The organism is Arthrobacter sp. MDT2-34-1, from assembly GCF_059091365.1.
Genome location: NZ_JBNHGO010000001.1, coordinates 404427 through 423627, shown reverse-complemented (window position 1 = coordinate 423627; position 19201 = coordinate 404427). Strand labels below are relative to the sequence as shown.

General features: G+C 66.2%; 17 protein-coding genes. 10 read left to right on the top strand and 7 right to left on the bottom strand.

Translation table 11 applies throughout. From position 1 onward, the window contains the following. Positions 1-1941: a M13 family metallopeptidase gene (locus tag AC5RVV_RS01980; protein ID WP_493999763.1), complete on the bottom strand. Its 1941-nt coding sequence runs from the start codon at positions 1939-1941 to the stop codon at positions 1-3. Between the two features lie 211 nt (positions 1942-2152). On the opposite strand from AC5RVV_RS01980, the gene leuA reads away from it, so the two are divergent. The 3 genes from leuA to AC5RVV_RS01965 all read left to right on the top strand — a co-directional run bounded on the left by leuA (position 2153) and on the right by AC5RVV_RS01965 (position 5522). Beyond that, positions 2153-3904 carry a 2-isopropylmalate synthase gene (gene leuA, locus AC5RVV_RS01975; protein ID WP_493999762.1) on the top strand — a complete coding sequence of 584 codons (1752 nt, stop codon included), beginning with the start codon at positions 2153-2155 and terminating at the stop codon, positions 3902-3904. A 68-nt stretch (positions 3905-3972) separates the two neighbouring features. Beyond that, positions 3973-4725, top strand: a complete 753-nt coding sequence (gene recO / locus AC5RVV_RS01970) for a DNA repair protein RecO (RefSeq protein WP_493999761.1) — start codon at positions 3973-3975, stop codon at positions 4723-4725. After that, entirely contained in the window at positions 4722-5522 is an 801-nt protein-coding gene (locus AC5RVV_RS01965) for an isoprenyl transferase (RefSeq protein ID WP_493999760.1), read from the top strand. The genes recO and AC5RVV_RS01965 overlap by 4 nt, the downstream gene beginning before the upstream one ends. A 24-nt stretch (positions 5523-5546) precedes the next feature. Here the strand turns inward: AC5RVV_RS01965 and AC5RVV_RS01960 are convergent, their stop codons facing one another. Next, positions 5547-6563 (bottom strand): alpha/beta hydrolase, encoded by a 1017-nt coding sequence (locus AC5RVV_RS01960; RefSeq protein WP_493999759.1) that lies wholly within the window; start codon positions 6561-6563, stop codon positions 5547-5549. A gap of 93 nt (positions 6564-6656) precedes the next feature. Here AC5RVV_RS01960 and AC5RVV_RS01955 point away from each other — a divergent pair, with 93 nt between their 5' ends. Continuing rightward, entirely contained in the window at positions 6657-7724 is a 1068-nt protein-coding gene (locus AC5RVV_RS01955; RefSeq protein WP_493999758.1) for a quinone-dependent dihydroorotate dehydrogenase, read from the top strand. Between the two features lie 204 nt (positions 7725-7928). On the opposite strand, the gene AC5RVV_RS01950 is transcribed toward AC5RVV_RS01955, so the two are convergent. Then, entirely contained in the window at positions 7929-8513 is a 585-nt protein-coding gene (locus tag AC5RVV_RS01950; RefSeq protein ID WP_493999757.1) for a DUF3043 domain-containing protein, read from the bottom strand. A 110-nt stretch (positions 8514-8623) separates the two neighbouring features. On the opposite strand from AC5RVV_RS01950, the gene AC5RVV_RS01945 reads away from it, so the two are divergent. The 6 genes from AC5RVV_RS01945 (at position 8624) to AC5RVV_RS01920 (ending at position 14625) form a co-directional block, all read left to right on the top strand. Then, a complete protein-coding gene (locus AC5RVV_RS01945; protein ID WP_493999756.1) occupies positions 8624-10003 on the top strand; it encodes a M20/M25/M40 family metallo-hydrolase in 1380 nt (459 codons plus the stop codon). Positions 10004-10141: 138 nt separating this feature from the next. Beyond that, positions 10142-10528 carry a HesB/IscA family protein gene (locus AC5RVV_RS01940; RefSeq protein WP_493978415.1) on the top strand — a complete coding sequence of 129 codons (387 nt, stop codon included), beginning with the start codon at positions 10142-10144 and terminating at the stop codon, positions 10526-10528. Between the two features lie 173 nt (positions 10529-10701). Then, complete coding sequence (gene ctaC / locus AC5RVV_RS01935) at positions 10702-11547, top strand: aa3-type cytochrome oxidase subunit II (protein ID WP_493999755.1); 846 nt, start codon at positions 10702-10704, stop codon at positions 11545-11547. Positions 11548-11564: 17 nt separating this feature from the next. Beyond that, positions 11565-13292, top strand: coding sequence for an aa3-type cytochrome oxidase subunit I (ctaD, locus tag AC5RVV_RS01930; RefSeq protein ID WP_493999754.1), 1728 nt, complete (start codon positions 11565-11567; stop codon positions 13290-13292). Between the two features lie 2 nt (positions 13293-13294). Continuing rightward, positions 13295-13696, top strand: a complete 402-nt coding sequence (locus AC5RVV_RS01925; protein WP_493999753.1) for a cytochrome c oxidase subunit 4 — start codon at positions 13295-13297, stop codon at positions 13694-13696. A gap of 143 nt (positions 13697-13839) precedes the next feature. Then, positions 13840-14625, top strand: a complete 786-nt coding sequence (locus AC5RVV_RS01920) for a GntR family transcriptional regulator (RefSeq protein WP_493999752.1) — start codon at positions 13840-13842, stop codon at positions 14623-14625. 242 nt (positions 14626-14867) lie between these two features. On the opposite strand, the gene qcrB is transcribed toward AC5RVV_RS01920, so the two are convergent. From qcrB to ctaE, 4 genes are all read right to left on the bottom strand, one after another. Continuing rightward, positions 14868-16514 (bottom strand): cytochrome bc1 complex cytochrome b subunit, encoded by a 1647-nt coding sequence (qcrB, locus tag AC5RVV_RS01915; RefSeq protein WP_493999751.1) that lies wholly within the window; start codon positions 16512-16514, stop codon positions 14868-14870. Positions 16515-16516: 2 nt separating this feature from the next. Then, positions 16517-17545 (bottom strand): cytochrome bc1 complex Rieske iron-sulfur subunit, encoded by a 1029-nt coding sequence (qcrA, locus tag AC5RVV_RS01910; protein WP_493978421.1) that lies wholly within the window; start codon positions 17543-17545, stop codon positions 16517-16519. Positions 17546-17635: 90 nt separating this feature from the next. Beyond that, the gene (gene qcrC, locus AC5RVV_RS01905; RefSeq protein WP_493999750.1) at positions 17636-18448 is read right to left on the bottom strand and encodes a cytochrome bc1 complex diheme cytochrome c subunit; all 813 of its coding nucleotides are present in this window, start codon (positions 18446-18448) and stop codon (positions 17636-17638) included. An 82-nt stretch (positions 18449-18530) separates the two neighbouring features. Continuing rightward, positions 18531-19169, bottom strand: a complete 639-nt coding sequence (ctaE, locus tag AC5RVV_RS01900; RefSeq protein ID WP_493999749.1) for an aa3-type cytochrome oxidase subunit III — start codon at positions 19167-19169, stop codon at positions 18531-18533. Positions 19170-19201: the final 32 nt, after the last annotated feature.

Genomic DNA, 19201 nt, shown 5'->3' with positions numbered 1-19201 from the left:
CTACCAGATCCTGACCCGCTCGGCCGGGTCGAGCCACAGCCCGTCGCCCGGAGCGGTGCCGAACGCTTCGTGGAACGCGTCCAGGTTGCGCACCACCTGGTTGCAGCGGAACTCGTTCGGGGCATGCGGGTCGATCGCCAGCCGGCGCGCCGCCTCCTCCGAACGGATCTTCTGCCGCCAGCACTCGGCCCAGGAGTAGAAGAACCGCTGGCTGCCGCTCAGCCCGTCAATCACCGGGGCTTCCCGGCCCGCCAGGCTCAGCCGGTACGCGCGGTACGCGATGGCCAGCCCGCCGAGGTCGCCGATGTTCTCGCCCAGGGTGAGTTCGCCATTGACCGTGTTGCCGGGAGCCTCCGCCGGACTGAGCGCCGAGTATTGGGCCACCAGCTGGCCGGTGAGCCGCTCGAAGGCGGCCCGGTCTTCGTCGGACCACCAGTTCCGCAGCGCGCCGGTGCCGTCGTACTGCGATCCCTTGTCGTCGAAGCCGTGGCCGATCTCGTGGCCGATGACCGCACCGATGGCGCCGTAGTTGGCCGCGGCGTCGGCGTCGGCGTCGAAGAAGGGCGGCTGCAGGATCGCCGCGGGGAAGACGATCTCGTTCATCGTCGGCATGTAGTAGGCGTTGACGGTCTGCGGCGTCATGTGCCACTCGGCCTCGTCGATGGGCTTACCCAGCTTCGCCAGGTTGCGCCGGACCTCGAACTCGTTGGAGGCGAGGACGTTGGACCAGACATCGTTCCCGGGCACGAAGGCGGAGTAGTCGATCCACTTCTCCGGGTAGCCGATCTTGGTGCGGAAGGCCGCCAGCTTCTCCAGCGCTTTCCCGATCGTTGCCCTGCTGAGCCACGGCAGGGCGGAGATGCTCTCCCGGTAGGCGGCCAGCAGGTTGGCGACCAGTTCTTCCATCCGTTCCTTATGCGCCGGCGGGAAATGCCGCGCCACGTATTCCTGCCCGATGGCCTCCCCGAGGGCGCCTTCCACCAGGGACACGCCGCGCTTCCACCGCTCCTTGAGTTCCGGGGTGCCGCTGAGGGTGCGGCCGTAGAAGCCGAAGTGCGTCTGGACCGCTTCGTCGTGAAGATAAGGCGCCGCCGTCGTCAGCACGTGGAGCCGCAGCCAGGCCTGCCAGGCCTCCAGCGGCTCGCTGTCCAGCAGGGCGTCGAGCGTGCCGAGGAACCCGGGCTGGCAGACCACCATCTCGGCCGCCGCGCCCGCTTCCGGGCCCAGCGCCGCCAGCCATTCCGGCATCCAGTCCGCCATGGCGGCCACCTGCCCGGCGGTGCGGAGGTTGTAGGTCTGCTGCGGATCGCGGCAGGAGACCTTGTCCAGGTGGCCGGCCGCCAGCTTGTGCTCCAGATCCAGCGCCGCGTCAGCCTGCACCGGGTCGAAGCCGGCCAGCTGCAGCATCTTCCTGGCGTAGTCCCGGTAGGCCTCGCGGATGGGACCGAAGTCCTCCTCGTGGTAGTACGCCTCGTCCGGCAGACCCAGTCCCGCCTGGTACAGGTAGATCAGGTAGCGGGTGGGGTCGCCGGCGTCGTTGTTGACGAAGAACGCGAGCGGATACGCGGCGCCGCTGCGGCTGAAGGCCCCGATCACCTCGCGCAGCCCGTCCCGGTCGGAAATCTTCGCGATCGCGGCGAACTGCTCCGCCAGCGGCGAGAAACCCTTGGCCTCGGCCGTGTCGGTGTCCATGAAACCGGCGTAGAGGACGCCGATCTTACCCGCCGGGCTGGTGGGATCCGGGTGCGCGGCGGCGTCTTCGATGATGGCCCGCACGGATTCTTCGGATGCGTCGCGCAGGGCCGTGAAGGAGCCTTCCAGCGCCCGGTCGCCGGGGATGGCGGTCTCGGCAAGCCACTTCCCGTTCACGTGCCGGAAGAGGTCGTCCTGCGGGCGGACGGCCGGGTCGACGTTGGACAACACGATGCCGGAGCGGCTCATGTGCGCCTCATTTCTTCGTTGCTTTCATCTATTCCCTCACATCCTACGCACCGTGCTAGTGTGAAATTGTGCGCGCAGGAATGCTCCTTCTTAGCTGCCGCGGCGAGGCCACGCGAACTACTGTTTGACAGGCCGAACCCTCGCTGCGGAGTTTGTGTTGCCCGGCCAAAATTTTTCGATTAGCTCACATGAGAAAAGGCCACACACCAAAATGCGAAACGCACAAAAGTCCTCCGGAATGCCCATCCATAAGTACATTCCCTTCCAGGACCAGATCGCCGTAGAACTGCCCGACCGCACCTGGCCGGACAAAGTGATGACGAAGGCCCCGCGCTGGTGCGCCGTGGACCTGCGCGACGGGAACCAGGCGCTGATCGATCCGATGAGCCCCGAACGCAAGCACAAGATGTTCGACCTGCTGGTGAAAATGGGCTACAAGGAGATCGAAGTCGGTTTCCCGTCCGCATCGCAGACCGACTTCGACTTTGTCCGCCAGCTGATCGAAGGCGACCGGATCCCCGATGATGTGACCATCCAGGTCCTCACACAGTCCCGCGAGCACCTGATCGAGCGCACCTACGAGTCCATCGCCGGCGCCGGCCGCGCCATCGTGCACCTGTACAACTCCACCTCAGTGCTGCAGCGGCGGGTGGTGTTCCGAGAAGACCAGGACGGCATCGTGGACATCGCCTTGCAGGGCGCCCGGCTGTGCCGGAAGTACGAAGAGGGCCTGAAGGGCACCGAGATCACCTACGAATACTCGCCCGAGTCCTACACCGGCACGGAACTGGAATTCGCGGCCCGCATTTGCAACGCCGTCACCGACGTCTTTGAGATCTCCGCCGACCGGAACGTCATCCTGAACCTGCCGGCCACGGTGGAGATGGCCACCCCGAATGTCTACGCCGATTCCATCGAGTGGATGTCGCGGAACCTGAACAACCGCGAGAACGTGATCCTCTCCCTGCACCCGCACAACGACCGCGGCACCGGGGTGGCGGCGGCGGAACTGGGCTACCTGGCCGGCGCCGACCGGATCGAGGGCTGCCTGTTCGGCAACGGCGAGCGGACCGGCAACGTGGACCTGGTGACGCTGGGGCTGAACCTGTTCAGCCAGGGCATCGACCCGATGATCGATTTCTCCAACATCGACGAAGTGCGCCGTACCGTCGAATACTGCAACCAGCTGCCGGTGCCCGAACGCTCCCCGTACGGCGGCGACCTGGTGTTCACCGCATTCTCCGGCTCCCACCAGGACGCCATCAAGAAGGGCTTCGAGGCCATGGAGGCCGACGCGGCCGCCCAGGGCAAGACGGTGGACGAACTCGTCTGGGCGGTGCCCTACCTGCCGGTCGATCCGAAGGACCTGGGCCGCAGCTATGAAGCAGTGATCCGGGTGAACTCGCAGTCCGGCAAGGGCGGCGTGGCCTATCTGCTCAAGCACGAGCACAACCTGGACCTGCCGCGCCGCGCCCAGATCGAGTTCTCGGGCGTCATCCAGCGGCGCACGGACACCGTGGGCGGCGAGGTCAGCCCCGCGCAGCTGTGGGAGACCTTCACCGACGAGTACCTGCCGACCCCGGACAACCGGTGGGGCCACTACACCCTGGGCTCCGTCAAGACCGACAGCGCCGATGACGGTTCCTTCCAGCTGACCGCCACCATGGGCGTGGACGGCGTCCAGAGCCGCCGCACGGCCGAAGGCAACGGCCCCATCGCCGCGCTGCTGGAAATTTTCCGGCAGGACGGCGTGGATGTGCGGGTACTGGACTACACCGAGCACGCGCTCTCCGAGGGCGGCAACGCCCGGGCCGCCGCCTACGTGGAGTGTGCCGTGGGCGACCGGGTGCTGTGGGGCATCGGCATTGACACGAACACCACCATGGCCTCCCTGAAAGCCGTCGTGTCCGCGGTGAACCGCGCCATCCGCGACGAAGGCGCCAAGGCCGCCGGCTCGCTCTAGGGAACCCTCCAGCGGGCTTCCCTGCCGTGCCGCGGCGGGGGAGCCCGCTTTAGTGGGAGAATGGGACAGTGTCCAACAGATCCTTCGCCTCCCGCACGTACCGGGACCAGGGCGTCATCCTGCGGACCCACAAACTCGGCGAGGCCGACCGGATCATCACGCTTCTCACCAGGCAGCACGGCCAGATCCGGGCGGTTGCCAAAGGCGTGCGCCGCACCAGCAGCAAGTTCGGCGCGGTGCTGGAACCCTTCATGGTCGCGGACCTGCAGTTGGTCTCCGGCCGGAGCCTGGACATCGTCACGCAGGCCCAGATGGTCGGGCCGTACGGCCGGGACATCGCCGCCGACTACACCAAGTACACCTCCGCCGCCGCCATCTGCGAGACGGCGGAAAAACTCACCGACGTCGACGGCGAATCGGCAGGAGCGCACTACGGGCTGGTCATCGGCGCGCTCTCGGCGCTCAGCCGCAGCGTGCACGCACCCGAGCTGATCCTGGATTCCTACCTGCTGCGGGCGCTTGCGACGGCGGGCTGGGCCCCCAGCTTCGACCAGTGTGCCCGGTGCGGCGCCCAGGGACCGCATACCGCCTTTGCCGCTCCGCTGGGCGGCGCGGTATGCCACGACTGCCGTCCGCCCGGGTCGGCCTCGCCCGCACCGGAAACGATGCAGCTGCTCGCCGCCCTGCTCTCCGGAGACTGGCCGGCAGCGGACGCCTCCGCCGCGGGCCCGCGCCGTGAGGCCGCCGGCCTGGTGGCCAGTTACCTGCAGTGGCACCTTGAACGAACCCTGAAATCCCTCAAGCATGTGGAGCGAGTGTGACCCCGATTTCCCGGCAACCGCAGCAGCCATGGCCGCATCCCTCCGGCGCCAAACCGCCCGCCCTGCCTCCGGCGCTGGTCCCGGAACACGTGGCCATCGTGATGGACGGCAACGGCCGCTGGGCGAACCAGCGCGGGCTGCCGCGGACCGAGGGGCACCGCGCCGGGGAAGCGGCCCTGCTGGACGTGATGGCCGGCGCGATCGAAATCGGGGTCAAACACGTCAGCGTGTATGCCTTTTCCACCGAGAACTGGAAGCGGTCCCCGGAAGAGGTTCGCTTCCTGATGGGCTTTAGCCGGGATGTGCTGCGCCGCCAGCGCGACCAGCTCGACGATTGGGGGGTGCGGATCCGCTGGTCCGGCCGCCGGCCCCGGTTGTGGAAGTCGGTGGTCAACGAACTGGAGGTCGCCGAGCGACAGACGGCCGGCAACTCCACCTGCATCCTGACCATGTGCGTGAACTACGGCGGGAGGGCGGAAATTGCCGATGCCGCCGCCGCCATCGCCGCCGACGTCGCGGCCGGACGGCTGCGGGCGTCGTCGGTCTCGGAAAAGACCGTGCAGCGCTACCTCGACGAGCCGGACCTGCCGGACGTCGACCTGTTCCTGCGCACGTCGGGGGAGCAGCGTTTCTCCAACTTCATGCTGTGGCAGTCCGCGTATGCGGAGATGGTGTTCATGGATACCCTCTGGCCCGATGTGGACCGCCGCACCCTTTGGGAAGCCATCGACATTTACGCCCGCCGCGACCGGCGGTACGGGGGAGCGGTGGACGCCGCCGCGGCCGGCGGGGCCTAGCCGGTTGCAACCGCGGCGGCCGTACTACCGCTGCCGGGTGTCCGTAAGGTCCTCGGTCCGGTCGTCCTGCAACACGTAGGCCTGCGCCCAGCGCTGCAGCCGGGCATAGGCGTCCCGCCGCACGTCGGTGCGGGAGAGGAACACGTCGTGCAGGGCGTCATGCACCTGCTCGATGGAGACGCTGTATCCCAGCCGGACCGCCCGCTCGGTCATGGTGCGGATGTCCAGCACCACGTCGGTGCTCCTCATGTCCTCGTGCCAGACCGAGCCGTTCATGCTGCGCGTCGAAGACATCACCAGCACCGGGATCTCGAGCTTGAGCCCCTTCGCGACCTTCGACTGTCCCTCCCAGATGGCGCTGAGCCAACCGGCGCGCACGGGGAAGGACTCCGGCGGCCGCAGCCTGGGGTCCAGATCCCATTCGCCCTCGGCGGTGCGGCTGATGCTGCGGTAGTAGAAGCCCCGGACCGGCAGTTTGATCTCGGTTTCCGGCTTGAGCCGGGACAAGGGTTCCAGCACCGCGCCGGCGGCTCGCCGGACCAGGGAGCTGCCGTGCATTTCCAGCCAGGGACTGTTCAGGACCAGGGCGCGCAGCTCGCCCGGGTGTTCCGCCGCCCACAGGGCCGCCACCAGCCCTCCGGTGGAGTGTCCCATCAGCGTGATCTTCGTCTCCGACTGGCCGCGTTCCTCACGGATCAGATCGAGCGCCAGCGAAATCTCGTCCTCGTACTGGCGCAGGTCCGTCACGAAGCCCGCCGGATCCCCCTCCCGCAGGCTGCGTCCGTGATGGTGCAGGTCCAGCGCAAAGAACGCCACGCCTTGGCGGTGCCAGAACTCCGCCAGTTCCGTGTTGAAGAAATAGTCGCTCCAACCGTGCACATACAGGACGGCGTGCCCGCCGGGGGAGCGCTGCGGGGAGTGCGGCAGGTAGCGGATCAGCGTCGCCCGCTGCTCCCGCCCGCCGGGGGCCGGCACTTGCAGGACCGTGGACTCGAACTCCGGCCCGAGGATGTCTTCCTGCCAGTCGGCTGCCGTCGCCACGTGGTCCTTCCTCTCTGTCCGGTTGCTGCCCCCATGTTATCGCCGCAGTGGACACGGTTTGGTGCGGCGGCCTCCGCACGGAAAACTAGGACCATGCGCCTCTACCCCGCCTTCTTCCGCGCCGCGTTCTCCTGGATGGACGCCGAGCGTGCCCACCGTATCGGTTTCCAGCTCATCCGTGCCGCGCACCGGTGCGGGGCCGGGGCAGTGCTGCGCCGCGTCACGCGCCCGGATCCGTCGCTGGCCACCGAGGCGCTGGGCCTGACCTTCCCCTCGCCGTTCGGCCTGGCCGCGGGCTTCGACAAGGAAGGTTTCGGCATCGAGGCGCTGGCCGACCTGGGTTTCGGCGCGGTGGAGGTCGGCACCATCACCGGGAGCGCGCAGCCGGGCAACGCGCAGCCCCGGCTGTTCCGGCTGGTCGAGGACCGCGCCGTGATCAACCGGATGGGCTTCAATAACGACGGCGCGGCGGCCGTCGCGCCGCGGATCGCCGCCGCCCGGCGCGGCCTGGCTTCCCGATACGGCACGCTCCGGCCGGTCATCGGCGTGAACATCGGCAAGACGAAGGTGGTGGAACTGGCCGACGCCACCGAGGACTATCTGAAGAGCACCCGGCTGTTGGCCCGGTCCGCCGACTACCTGGTGGTCAACGTTTCGTCGCCGAACACGCCCGGACTGCGGCTGCTGCAGGACGTGGAGACGCTGCGGCCGCTGCTGCGGGCAGTGGGGGAGACCGCCGATTCCGCGGCCGGCCGCCATGTCCCGTTGCTGGTGAAGATCGCCCCGGACCTCAGCGACGAGGATATCGACGACGTCGCCCGGCTGGCGCTGGAACTGAACCTGGACGGCATCATCGCGACCAACACGACGGTTTCCCGCGAGGGCCTTGTCTCGGACGACACCAAGATCGCGGCCTGCGGGGAAGGCGGCCTCTCCGGGGCACCGTTGAAGCAGCGCTCCCTCGACGTGCTGCGCCGGCTGCGCACCGCCGTCGGGGACGACCTGGCGCTAATCTCCGTGGGCGGTGTCGAGACGGCCGGCGACGTGCAGCAGCGGCTGGACGCCGGTGCGACCCTGGTGCAGGGCTATACGGCGTTCCTGTACGAGGGACCCTTCTGGGCCGGCCGCATCAACCGCGGCCTGGCCAAGCGCCGGCGCTGAACCGACCCGCGCCATCCGGCGCCCCGGCATGCCCTCCGAAGGGCGACCGGGCCTCGGGCGGGATGCCAAAGGGCCGGGAGCCGCGATGCTCCCGGCCGATGGCATGCGAAAGGGCCGGGCGCCGCGATGCTCCAGGCCCCATGGATGCGAAAGGGCCGGGAGCCGCGATGCTCCCGACCCTTCGACCGGCCCCTCCCCGCTGGATCAGGCGGGGTATTCGCCGCGCTTGACCTGCGGCTTCGGCAGGCGCATCCGGCGCAGCTGCAGCCCGCGCATCACGCCGTACCAGACCGCCCCGCGCTCCACGTCGCCAAACTTGGCGGCCAGGCGCTTCTTGAGCTGGCGGCCGAGGATGAAGGCATCGATGGCGACCAGCGCCAGCAGCACCCAGAAGCCGAACAGGATGAACGCTTGGACGTTGAGGTCGCGGATAAAGCTGAGGACCACGAAGATGAGGGCGAAGACGATCAGGAATTCGCCCAGCACCCAGCGGGCGTCCACGAAGTCGCGGACGAAGCGCTTCTGCGGCCCCTTGTCGCGCAACGGCAGAAAGCGCTCGTCGCCGGTGTTCATGGCCTCGCGCATCTTCAGCCGCTGATCCGCCATGGCGGCCCGGTTGGCCTCCTTGGCGGCCTTGCGGTCGTTCGGGACCAGGGGGCGCTTGCGCGCAGCTTCCTGGTCCTTGCGCCGGGGCGTGGGCGCGCCCTTGCCGTATCGAGGCTGCTGGGCGTCGTTGGCCTGATCGATGGTTTCCTGGGGCGTGGGAGCCTCTTTTTTACGTCCGAACACCAGTCAAGAATACCGGACCGCGTACGGCCGTTGTCCCGCTTGGGGCCCGCGCCGCCGGGGGAGTCACGGGGGCATCGTCGCGACGGAGCCCGGGCGATAGGGTGTCGACTATGACCAATGTGAACGTAGACGAACTTGCGGCCGCAGTCGACGCCGGCATGGGGCTCACCATCTCCTCGTTGGAACAGCTGGTTTCGATCCCGGGGATCGCCTGGCCGGCCTTCGACCCGGAGGACTTGGCGCGCAGCGCGGATGCCGTAGCCGGCATGGTCCGGGAGCTGGGCCTGGAGGACGTGCAGATCCTCAGCGTCGCGAACGGCGAGGCCGCCGGCGGCCCCGCCGTCGTGGCCCGCCGCCCGGCCGCGGCCGGCAAGCCGACCGTCCTGCTGTATGCCCACCACGACGTGCAGCCGCCGGGGGACCCGGCGCTCTGGCGGACGGAACCGTTCAAGGCCACGGAGATCGACGGCCGCCTCTATGGGCGCGGAACGGCCGACGACAAGGCCGGGATCATGGTCCACCTGTCCTCGCTGCGCACGCTGCTGGAGGTCCTCGGAGACGATTTCGGGCTCGGCATCACGTTGTTTATCGAGGGGGAGGAGGAGGCCGGCTCGCCAAGCTTCCGCCCGTTCCTCGAAGCTCACCGCGAACTGCTGCGGGCAGACGCCATCATCGTCGCCGACTCCAGCAACTGGAAGGTCGGCGTCCCGGCACTGACCACGAGCCTGCGTGGCCTGGTGGACGGCACCGTGGAGCTGCGGGTGTTGGAACACGCCGTCCATTCGGGCATGTTCGGCGGGCCGCTGCTGGACGCGCCCACGCTGCTGGCCCGGCTGATAGCCACCTTCCACGACGACGACGGGTCGGTCGCCATCGAGGGCCTCGTGTCCGCTCCCGCCGCCTCGGTGGACTATCCGGAAGAAGACTTCCGCCGCGATTCGTCGGTGCTCGAGTCCGTGCGGCTTGCGGGCACCGGAAGCATTGCCGACAGGCTCTGGAACAAGCCGGCCCTGTCGGTGATCGGCTTTGACGCCCCCAGCGTCGAGCTCGCGTCCAACACCTTGATCCCCGCCGCCCGCGCCAAGATCAGCCTGCGGCTGGCACCCGGACAGGATCCGGACCTGGCCATGGAAGCGGTGGCCGCGCACGTTGCCGCCCACGCGCCCTTCGGCGCCGCCGCCACGTTCGTGCCGGGGGAACGCGGCCACGCGTTTGCCACCGACACCTCCGCGCCCGCGGCCCGGGCGGCGCTGTGGGCCCTGGAGCAGGCGTGGGGCACGCTGCCGGTGGAGGCCGGCATGGGCGGGTCCATCCCGTTCATCGCCGACCTCACGGAAGTCTATCCGGAGGCACAGATCCTGATCACCGGCGTCGAGGACCCCGACTCGCGGGCGCACTCGGCCAACGAGTCGCTGCACCTCGGGGACTTCCGCAACGCGGTCCTGGCCCAGGCCCTGCTCCTGGCACGGTTGAACGGCGAGGGACTCTAGGCCTGTTCGCGCCAGGCTGGAGGCGGGGGAGAGTTATCCCATTTCGGCCCACCAGACGTACGATGGATGGGAAGCCCGACGCACCACTGAGTAATAGCAGCAGGTCACCGGACGGCCCGAAATAGATAAGGAAGTGCAATGAGCGCAACGACCAACTCGTCCGCCCCCACCACGGCACCCGAAGCGGCAGAACTGCCCACGCATGAAGTTGCTTTGACCGACGTCGCCGCCGGAAAGGTCCGCAGCCTCCTGGAGCAGGAAGGCCGCACGGATCTGCGCCTGCGCGTTGCCGTACAGCCGGGCGGATGCTCCGGCCTGATCTACCAGCTGTACTTCGACGAGCGGATGCTCGACGGAGACGCTGTCCGTGATTTCGACGGGGTCGAGGTCGTCGTCGACAAGATGAGCGTTCCTTACCTCTCGGGCGCCTCGATCGACTTCGAGGACACGATTTCCAAGCAGGGCTTCACCATCGACAACCCGAACGCCGGTGGCTCCTGCGCCTGTGGAGACTCCTTCCACTAAGGGCCTGCAGGGCGCTCTCCGGCCGCCGGGACGGCCGACGCACGGGGGAGCCTGTCACATGGAAGTCATGTGGGCGGGTAAGCTCTACAGTGAGTAGTAAAACTGGATATGCGGCCAGGCTCAGCTCTGCCATGGCCGCATCACTTGCACGAAACAAAGAGGAAGGGCCGTCTGTGAGTTCGCAGGTTCGAACCGGCAGTCGACGCGCCAGAATCGCCAAGGCTACAGGTCTGGGTGCACTCGGTGCGTTGTTGTTGACGGGATGTTCAGAAGAAGTCCGTTTGGGTTGGTTGCCCACCGAGCGGGACGTTACCAACCACACGCCCGAAATCATTGATTTGTGGGTCAACGGATGGATCGCCGCGCTGGCCGTCGGTGTCGTGACCTGGGGCCTGATCCTCTGGTGCATCATCGCGTACCGCCGCCGCAAGGACGAAACGGGTTACCCGCGCCAGCTGAGCTACAACCTGCCGCTGGAGATCTTCTACACCGCGGTTCCCGTGGTCATGGTCATGGTCTTCTTTTACTTCACGGACAAGACCACGTCCAACATCACCGAGCGGGTGGACAACCCGGACGTCGTCGTCGACGTGCGCGGCAAGCAGTGGGCCTGGGACTTCAACTACGTCAAGCAGGACAAGTACTTTGCCGGCGTGCAGGCCCACCTGACCGGCGAGACCGGCGTCCCGGAGACCCTGCCCACGCTGTACCTGCCGGTCAACCAGAGCGTGGAGCTGCAGATCAACTCCCGCGACGTCATCCACTCGTTCTGGGTTCCCGCCTTCCTGCAGAAGGTGGACATGATCCCGGGCAAGACCAACTTCCTGAACTTCACCCCCACCCGTGAGGGCATCTACGACGGCAAGTGCGCCGAGCTTTGTGGCGAGTACCACTCCGAAATGCTCTTCCGTGTCGCGGTGGTCTCCGAGGCTGAATTCGACGCTCAGATGGCGCGGCTCAAGGACGGCCAGCTCGGCGAAGAGTACGACCGCAACCCCTACGCTGAAGCGTCTGAGTAAAGGAGCGAGGGCCACAAGTGTCAACGTACGAATACACAGCTGACGACCGGGCTACCACGGTAGCTCCGCGCGTCGTGCCGGTGTCCAAGGGGCGCATCGTCGTCAACTGGATCACCTCCACGGACCACAAGACCATCGGGTACATGTACCTGATCGCGTCGTTCATCTTCTTCTGCCTCGGCGGCGTGATGGCCCTGGTCATCCGCGCCGAACTGTTCGAGCCCGGCATGCAGATCCTGCAGACCAAGGAACAGTACAACCAGCTGTTCACCATGCACGGCACGGTGATGCTGCTGATGTTCGCCACGCCGCTGTTTGCCGGCTTCGCCAACGTCATCATGCCGCTGCAGATCGGTGCCCCCGACGTAGCGTTCCCGCGCCTGAACGCGCTGGCTTTCTGGTTCTTCCTGTTCGGCAGCATCATTGCGGTGGCCGGTTTCATTACCCCGCAGGGCGCCGCTTCCTTCGGCTGGTTTGCCTATGCACCGTTGTCCAACACCACCTTCTCCCCGGGAGTCGGCGGGGACTTGTGGGTCTTTGGCCTGGCGCTGTCCGGCTTCGGCACCATCCTCGGTTCGGTCAACTTCATCACCACGATCATCACCATGCGCGCCCCGGGCCTGACCATGTGGCGGATGCCGATCTTCACCTGGAACACGCTGGTCACCGCCATCCTCGTCATGATGGCATTCCCGCCCCTGGCCTCGGCGCTGTTCGCCCTCGGCGCCGACCGGCGCTTGGGTGCGCACATCTTCAACCCGGAGAACGGCGGTGCCATCCTCTGGCAGCACCTGTTCTGGTTCTTCGGCCACCCTGAGGTTTACATCATCGCCCTGCCGTTCTTCGGCATCGTTTCCGAGATCTTCCCGGTGTTCAGCCGCAAGCCGATCTTCGGATACAAGGGCCTGGTCTACGCCACGATCGCCATCGCCGCGCTGTCCGTGACGGTGTGGGCCCACCACATGTACGTCACCGGCTCGGTGCTGCTGCCGTTCTTCGCCTTCATGACGATGCTCATCGCGGTGCCAACCGGGGTGAAGTTCTTCAACTGGATCGGCACCATGTGGCGCGGATCGATCACCTTCGAGACGCCCATGCTGTGGAGCCTGGGCTTCCTGGCGACCTTCCTGTTCGGCGGCCTGACCGGCATCATCCTGGCTTCCCCGCCGCTGGACTTCCACGTCTCCGACACCTACTTCGTGGTGGCGCACTTCCACTACGTGGTCTTCGGCACCGTCGTGTTCGCAATGTTCGCGGGCTTCTACTTCTGGTGGCCCAAGTGGACCGGCAAGATGCTCAACGAGCGCCTCGGCAAGATCCACTTCTGGATGCTGTTCCTGGGCTTCCACGGCACCTTCCTCATCCAGCACTGGCTCGGCGTCGAGGGCATGCCCCGTCGCTACGCCGACTACATGCCGGAAGACGGGTTCACAGCGATGAACCAGTTCTCCACGGTTGCATCCTTCGTGTTGGGCGCCTCGATGATCCCGTTCTTCTGGAACGTCTACATCACCTGGCGCAACGGCAAGAAGGTCGAGGTCGACGACCCCTGGGGCTTCGGTGGTTCGCTTGAGTGGGCGACCTCCTGCCCGCCGCCGCGGCACAACTTCACCTCGCTGCCCCGCATCCGGTCGGAGCGCCCCGCCCTGGACCTGCACCACCCGGAGCTGGCACCGCGGCACACCCCGACGACTCCGGCACCGGTGGCCCAGATGGCCGGTCCCGCTGACCAGAAGGACGCATAACTGTGAAGATTGAAGCCTGGCTATTCATTGCGCTTGCGCCGTTCTTCGCCCTCGTTGCCACCGTCTACGGCTACATGGGGAACTGGGAAGAGCCCGTCGGCTGGCTGGCGCTGTACCTGACGGCCGGATTGTCCTTGATGATCGGCGGCTACCTCTGGTTTACGGCGCGGCGCATCGGTGCCCGTCCGGAGGACCGGGTCGACGCCGAAATCCATGAGGGTGCCGGCGAGCAGGGCATGTTCAGCCCGTGGAGCTGGTGGCCGATCGTGCTCGGTCTCGGTGCCGCCACTGGGTTCATGGGCCTGGCGGTCGGCTGGTGGATCGTCTACATCGCCGTTGGCCTGACCACGGTGGCCATCATCGGCTGGGTCTACGAATACAGCCGCGGGGACCACGCGCACTGATTCCCGCAGCTACACGACGAAAGGGTCCGGAACCGTCAGGGTTCCGGACCCTTTCGTCGTCCCCGCCGGGCGGCCGTGCGCGGCGACGCTGGTCTAGACCGGATAGGATGAAAGGGAATCCAACCGGCTGAGCAGGAGGCCGCATGTCCGTGAACGCCGCCGCGATCGAGGGTGGGCTCGATGGCTCCTCCCGTACCGCAAAGCACGTCCAGCTCAGGGACATTTTGCGCAGGCATGCCCAGGAGCGCTGCGAACCCGGGGCCGCTTTTCCCTCGGAGAGGGAACTGGCCGAACGCTTCGGCGTGGCGAGGATGACCGTGCGCCAGGCGATCGATTCACTGGTCGCCGAACAGGTGCTCGAACGCATTGTCGGCCTGGGAACGTTTGTGCGGCAGCCGAAGCTGGACCTGCAGGTCAAGCTCACCTCCTACAGCGAAGAGATGCAACGCCGCGGCATGGTTCCCGATGCCCGTGTCCTCAGCTTCGAGCAGATCGGCGCCACCCCGCTGGTGGCCCGCGAGCTGCAGATCGAGGAGGGGCAGCCGGTGGTGCGCTTCCGCCGCCTGCTGCTGGCCGACGCCGAACCGATGAGCGTGGACGAAAACTTTATTCCTGCGCAGCGCGTGCCGGGGATCCTCGACGAGGGCCCGCCGTCGTCGCTGTACAACGTCTTGAGCGAACGATACGGACTCATCATGGAGTGGGGCGAGGACACGATTGAGGCGACCGCGGCCCAGCCCTCCATCGCGCGGCTCTTGAGCGTGGACATCGGATCGCCGCTGCTGAAGATCCAGCGGCATGCCTACGTCTCCAAAACCATGGTCGACTTCTCGATCTCGTATTACCGCGCGGACCGGTACAAGCTGTGGGTGCCGCTGCAACGGCCCGGGGGACGTGCGCCGCGTTCCTACAACGTCAAGCGCTTCTAACGGCTGTACGGCGCTGCTGAAGGCCGTCTCGGCCGCAAATGGCGCCGCCGGCCGGGCCCAGAGCTACTGCTGCGCCGGGGGAGCGCTTTAGCCGTGCGGCCGCGTGCCGCCCGTGGTCGCCGTGAGAGCCCCCGTCCCGCCCGGTATACGCAGGGTGCCCCACCGCGGTGAAGCAAAGGGGTGAGACATAGAGAAATGGCCCCGGACCAGGTCCGGGGCCATTTCTCTATCTGGATTTTGCCTTAGCGGGCGGTAACTTCCGCCTTCTCGGCGGGTGCCTCGACCTCGGCGTGGTGGCTATGTGCAGCCTCCAGCTCGGCCGGGGTAACCGGTGCCACACGGTCTTCGAAGAAGAACCGGGACAGGGCACCGCGCAGCTTCTCGGAGCGCTTGATGTGCCCGGCCCTGTTCGGCTGCGCCGGGATTACCTCGGGCGACTCGTAGCTGACCAGCCGGTACTGCTTGTACTCGTTCAGCGGCTCGTGGACCTCGATGAACTCGCCATGCGGCAGGCGGACAATGCGTCCGGTCTCCCGGCCATGGAGGGCGATCTCGCGGTCCTTGCGCTGCAGCGCCAGGCAAATGCGGCGCGTGACGATAAAGCCGAGGATCGGGCCCAGGAAGAACAGGGCGCGCAGCCAGTAGGTCACGTCGTTGAGCGACACGTGGAAGTGCGTGGCGATCAAGTCGGAGCTGGCAGCTGCCCACATCACCGAGTAGAAGACGATGCCGGCGACGCCGGTGGCGGTGCGGAACGGGACGTTGCGCGGGCGGTCCAGGATGTGGTGCTCGCGGGTGTCCTTGGTCACCCAGCTTTCGATCCACGGCCAGGCGAACATCACGGTGAACAGCAGGGCCGCCGGGCCGAGGGCCGGGATGAGCACGTTCAGCGAAATGGTCCGGCCGAAGATCACGAACTCGCCCACACCGGGCATCAGGCGCAGCGCGCCGTCCACCCAGCCGATGTACCAGTCAGGCTGGGTACCGGCCGAGACGGGGGAGGGGTCGTAAGGGCCGTAGTCCCAGATCGCCAGAATCTGGAAGTTCGCGGCAATGACGGCCAGGATGCCGAAGACAACGAAGAAGAAGCCGCCTGCCTTGGCCGCGTAGACCGGGCCGATCGGGAAGCCGACGACGTTGGTCTCGGAACGGCCGGGGCCGGGGTACTGGGTGTGCTTGTGCACGACAACCATGAACAGGTGGACGGCGATCATCAGGAGGATCAAGGCCGGGACCAGCAGGATGTGGAGCACGTACAGGCGGCCCACGATGTCCGTACCCGGGAACTCGCCGCCGAACAGCAACAGCGATATGTAGGTACCAACCAAGGGGATTGCCTTGATCACGCCGTCGATGATGCGCAGGCCGTTACCGGAGAGCAGGTCGTCCGGCAGGGAGTAGCCGGTGAAGCCGGCTGCCAGGGCCAGGATCAACAGGACGCAGCCGACAACCCAGTTCAGCTCACGCGGGCGGCGGAACGCGCCGGTGAAGAACACGCGCAGCATGTGGAACGAGACCGAGGCAACGAACAGCAACGCAGACCAGTGATGCAGCTGACGCATGAACAGGCCGCCGCGGACCTCGAACGAGATCTCCAGGGTGGACTGGTAGGCGACGGACATTTCGACGCCCTTGAGCGGCACGTACGGTCCGTCGTAGTGCGTCTCGGCCATCGAAGGATCGAAGAAGAACGTCAGGAACGTTCCGGTGAGCAGCAGGATGACGAAGGAGTACAGCGCCACTTCGCCGAACATGAAGGACCAGTGGTCGGGGAAGATCTTCCGACCGAATTCCTTGACGATCCCCGAACCGCCGACGCGGGTATCGACGAAGTTGGTGATCCGCCCGACCCGCGTCTTGGGTACGTAGGTATCAGTTGAAGCGCTCATGCTTAGCCACGCTCCCAGTAGCTCGGTCCAACAGGTTCATGGAAATCGCTCGTGGCGATCAGGTAGCCCTCGTCGTCGACGCTGATCGGCAGCTGGGGAAGGGCGTGCGCGGCCGGGCCGAACACTACCTTGCATTCCTGAGCGGCATCGAAGGTCGACTGGTGACAAGGGCAGAGCAGGTGGTGCGTGTGCTGTTCGTACAGCGCCACCGGGCAGCCAACGTGGGTACAGATCTTTGAGTACGCAACGATGCCATTGTAGTTCCAGTCTTCGCGGCCTGGGGAGACCTGGAGGACGTCGGGATTCAGGCGCATCAGGAGGACGACGGCCTTGGCCTTCTCCTCGAGCTTGTGCTCGGCCTCGTTGAGCCCCTCGGGGATGACGTGGAACGCGGAACCAATGGTGACATCCGAGGCCTTGATCGGGGTGCCGCTGGGGTCGCGGGTCAACCGGACGCCTGCGTCCCACATGGTATGCCGCAGCACCTCAGGGTTCAGGTCCTTGGACAGGTCGCGGAAGATGCCGATGGCCGGCAGGATCGCCAGCACGCCGGCGCCGATCAGGGTGTTGCGGATCAGCGGGCGGCGGGAGATGCCGGACTCGTCCAGGACCTGGCCGATGATCTGCTCGGCGTCCTTGCGGTCTTCCTCGGTGCGGACCTCGTGGCGCTCTTCGACGATCTCGTGGTCCGGCATGAGGGTCTTGGCCCAGTGGACAATGCCCACGCCAATGCCCAGCATGGCAAAAGCGGTGCCCATGCCGAGGGTGAAGTTCTGCAGTCGCAGCGTTGCGGTGGTGTCATCCAAGCGGATGCCAAAGTACCCGACGAAGAAAAGTACGGTGCCGATGATGGAGATTACGAAGAGTATCGCAACCTGGCGTTCGGCTCGCTTTTCCGCCCGGGGATCTTTGTCGGCACGGCGCGGGCGGTGCGGGGGGAGTCCAGGATCCTGAAACTTCTCCACGTCGCTCTGACCAGCCGTAGCAACGGTGCCCGAGGTGTTCGGACTGCCGTGACTATGGTCGCCCATGATCCCTCTCATCCTTCTCTAAATAGTTCAAAACTCATTAATGACTGTTGGCGCTTCTCCGGCGGCCCGTTGGGCCGCCGGAAGCGAAGGTTAGGAAGACCGCTGGGTCAGCCAAATGGTGAACGCGATGACCACGCCCAATCCAAGCGTCCACATCAGCAGGCCCTCGGACACGGGGCCGAGCCCGCCAAGCGAGATCCCGCCGGGGGAGGGCTGCTCTTCGATGGTCTTCAGGAAGGCGATTACGTCGCGCTTCTCCTCCGGGGAGATGTTCGCGTCGCTGAACACCGGCATGTTCTGCGGACCGGTGGCCATGGCTTCGTAGATGTGCGCTTCGCTGACGCCGCTAAGCGCTGGCGCGAACTTGCCGCGCGTCAGGGCACCACCTGCTGCGGCAGCGTTGTGGCACATGGCGCAGTTGACCCGGAAGATCTCACCGCCGGCCGCAGGATCACCCTGGGAGACGTCGAGGAATTCATCCGCCGGAATTGCGGGACCGGCGCCGAGGGAGGCTACGTAGGCCGCCAGCTGCATGGTCTGCTCTTCGTTGAACTGGTTCGGCTTTTCCAGTGCCTGGGGGCCGGACATCTGCATGGGCATGCGGCCGGTTCCTACCTGGAAGTCCACGGCTGCGGCGCCGACGCCGATCAGCGACGGACCGGCCTGGTTGCCGTGCGCACCCTCCGGGGCCCCGACAGCACCGATTCCGTGACAAGTTGCGCAGTTGGCCACGAAGAGCTTCTCGCCCTCTTCGATGTCCTGCGCGGAAAAGGTGGTGGTTTGGGCCTTGGCCTCGTTGACGTTCCCGGCAACGGCGTACAGTCCGCCGGTGACGAGCAATCCCATGAGCAGCAGGGCAACGGCCGCCAGGGGATGTCGTCGCCTCTGGGAGAGTGCCTTCACTTGTTGGTTCCTAACTTTGCGGTGCGTGTGCGTAGATGTTCGGCTGGCTCGGTTCGCAGCGAGGCGCGGACCTTTCGGCCGTCTACTTAAGGAAGTAGATGATGATGAAGAGAGCGATCCACACGACGTCAACGAAGTGCCAGTAGTACGACGTGACGATGGCCGATGTGGCTTCGAAATGGCCGAACTTCTTGGCGACGTAGGCGCGGCCGATGATCAGCAGGAAAGCGATGAGGCCGCCTGTGACGTGGAGGCCGTGGAAGCCGGTGGTGATGTAGAACGCCGAACCGTAGGAGTTCGAGGACATCGAGACGCCTTCGGAGACGAGCATCGCGTATTCGTAGGCCTGGACGGAGACGAAGATGGCGCCGAGGATGAATGTCAGCAGGAACCATTCGACCATGCCCCACTTGGCGACATTGAAGAGCCCGCCGGAGCGGCGGGCCTGCAAGCGCTCTGCGGCGAAGACGCCGTACTGGCAGGTGAAGGAACTGGACACCAGAACGATGGTGTTGGCCAGCGCAAACGGAACATTCAACTTCTCGGTTTCCATCGCCCACATCTCGCCGGAGGTGGCGCGGAGGGTGAAGTACATAGCGAAAAGGCCGGCGAAGAACATCAGCTCGCTGGAGAGCCACACAACGGTTCCGACGGAAACCAGGTTGGGGCGATTCAGCGTTGGATGCGCCGGGGTACTGGGGGCATGGGTTGCAGTTGTCACAAGGCCATTATGTCTATAAATCTGCCCACTTC

What these genes read in the sequence shown, in the direction of transcription:
- qcrB (WP_493999751.1), bottom strand. Translation starts at nt 16,514, where the DNA reads ATGAGCGCTTCAACTGATACCTACGTACCCAAGACGCGGGTCGGGCGG.
- AC5RVV_RS01945 (WP_493999756.1), top strand. Translation starts at nt 8,624, where the DNA reads ATGACCAATGTGAACGTAGACGAACTTGCGGCCGCAGTCGACGCCGGC.
- AC5RVV_RS01940 (WP_493978415.1), top strand. Translation starts at nt 10,142, where the DNA reads ATGAGCGCAACGACCAACTCGTCCGCCCCCACCACGGCACCCGAAGCG.
- AC5RVV_RS01920 (WP_493999752.1), top strand. Translation starts at nt 13,840, where the DNA reads ATGTCCGTGAACGCCGCCGCGATCGAGGGTGGGCTCGATGGCTCCTCC.
- qcrA (WP_493978421.1), bottom strand. Translation starts at nt 17,545, where the DNA reads ATGGGCGACCATAGTCACGGCAGTCCGAACACCTCGGGCACCGTTGCT.
- leuA (WP_493999762.1), top strand. Translation starts at nt 2,153, where the DNA reads ATGCGAAACGCACAAAAGTCCTCCGGAATGCCCATCCATAAGTACATT.
- AC5RVV_RS01955 (WP_493999758.1), top strand. Translation starts at nt 6,657, where the DNA reads ATGCGCCTCTACCCCGCCTTCTTCCGCGCCGCGTTCTCCTGGATGGAC.
- AC5RVV_RS01980 (WP_493999763.1), bottom strand. Translation starts at nt 1,941, where the DNA reads ATGAGCCGCTCCGGCATCGTGTTGTCCAACGTCGACCCGGCCGTCCGC.